Below are 1,310 nucleotides of genomic sequence, written 5' to 3'. Positions count from 1 at the left end.
CGGGCATCACCATCAGCTACCTCACCCCGGGCAAACCGGTGAACACGCGCCTGATCGCGCTGCCCCAGCAGGTCCGGCTCGGCCGGCCGGTGGTGCTCGACGACCTGGTCTGCCCGGCCGGTACGGGCGACACGACCCCGCCCACCGGCACCGTGACCTTCACCGACACCACCACGGGCACGACCCTGGGCACCGCACGCCTGGTCCTCGACGTCGGACACTGCGCCGCCGCGGGGCGCGTCGTGTTCTTCCGAACCGTCGGCGCGCACGTCATCACGGCCGTCTACAGCGGCGACACCGTCTACCAGGGCAACAGCGGCAGCCCCGAGAGCATCACCGTGACGGTGAACCCCTGACCAGGACACCGCGGCAGCACCGTTAGGCAGCAGTGCCGATAGGCACACGACGGGCCCCTGCCGGGCCACCGCCCGGCGGGGGCCCGATCTGTCCCGACCCGCCGACGCCTTCCGATCCACGCCGGTCAGGGCCACTGATCAGCGGGCCCGGGACCCACAAACTGTCGGCATCGGCGTGCTCGTCATGCTGCTCGCAGGCCTGCTCGGCAAACGCACCGCCAAGACGCCACCGCACCCGGCCTGAGCGGGGGCCGGCGGCCGCAGCATCTCCCTGGCGATGTGTCCCACCCCCACCACGGCATGCGCGGTGCCGGCCAGCGCATGCGCTCTACCGCCGACCTCTGTCCCACAACCCGCACCTGCGTCCTCTCGCCTTGAAGTCGCCACCCGCGCCGATCACCGGCCGCCCGACGGGTGTAGCAGCCTGGCGCCGGAGCACCGCAGACCGCCGCCTGGACGGATGACAGCTCGATCCACCTTGCCATTCCAAGGCGCCACGGGATCCCGAATTCGAAGCCGGCAGCAGCAAACCAAGCCCAAGTCCTCCGAAACGCGGGCATGCTCGCAACCCAGGCACTCCAACCGGTCCGACCCCTCCTTCCCGCCGACCGCCGTGCTCGACGCCGCACCGGGCTGGACCCGAGGAGCGGCGCACGGAGCAGGCGGGCGGTGAGCCGGGCGGTCAACACCCTGACCATCTCCACGCAGACCGCGTGGCCGCCCACGCCGCCACGGCCTGCGGCCTCGTCCGGGTGAACGCCGCCTCGCCGGGCGGCCTCTCTCGGAGGTTCGACGTGTGCGAAGGCTCCTGACGCGGGCTCAGGCCTGCAGCGCGTCACCGTCTGCCGCCAGGCGAGTGAGCCACTCGCGCAGCAGGCGCTGCTCGGCGTCGCTCAGGACGTCGGCGTCGTCGGGAAGGGCGGCGCGCAGCGCGCGGGCCGCCGCGGCGGGGCC

The 1,310-nt window shown here is 73.0% G+C and carries 1 protein-coding gene and 1 pseudogene; one reads left to right on the top strand and one right to left on the bottom strand.

Annotation, left to right across the window (positions count from 1 at the left end; translation table 11 throughout):
• Positions 1-356 (top strand): Ig-like domain-containing protein (locus ABZ885_RS41310; RefSeq protein WP_360200381.1); only part of this gene is annotated, 356 nt, incomplete at its 5' end.
• A gap of 819 nt (positions 357-1,175) precedes the next feature.
• Here ABZ885_RS41310 and ABZ885_RS41305 read toward each other — a convergent pair.
• Positions 1,176-1,310: pseudogene (locus ABZ885_RS41305) on the bottom strand (TetR family transcriptional regulator); the annotation flags it as partial.

The organism is Kitasatospora sp. NPDC047058 (genome assembly GCF_040643935.1).
Classification (GTDB): domain Bacteria; phylum Actinomycetota; class Actinomycetes; order Streptomycetales; family Streptomycetaceae; genus Kitasatospora.
The sequence above is the reverse complement of the archived record's forward strand: the minus strand, read 5'-3'. Positions and strand labels throughout refer to the sequence as shown.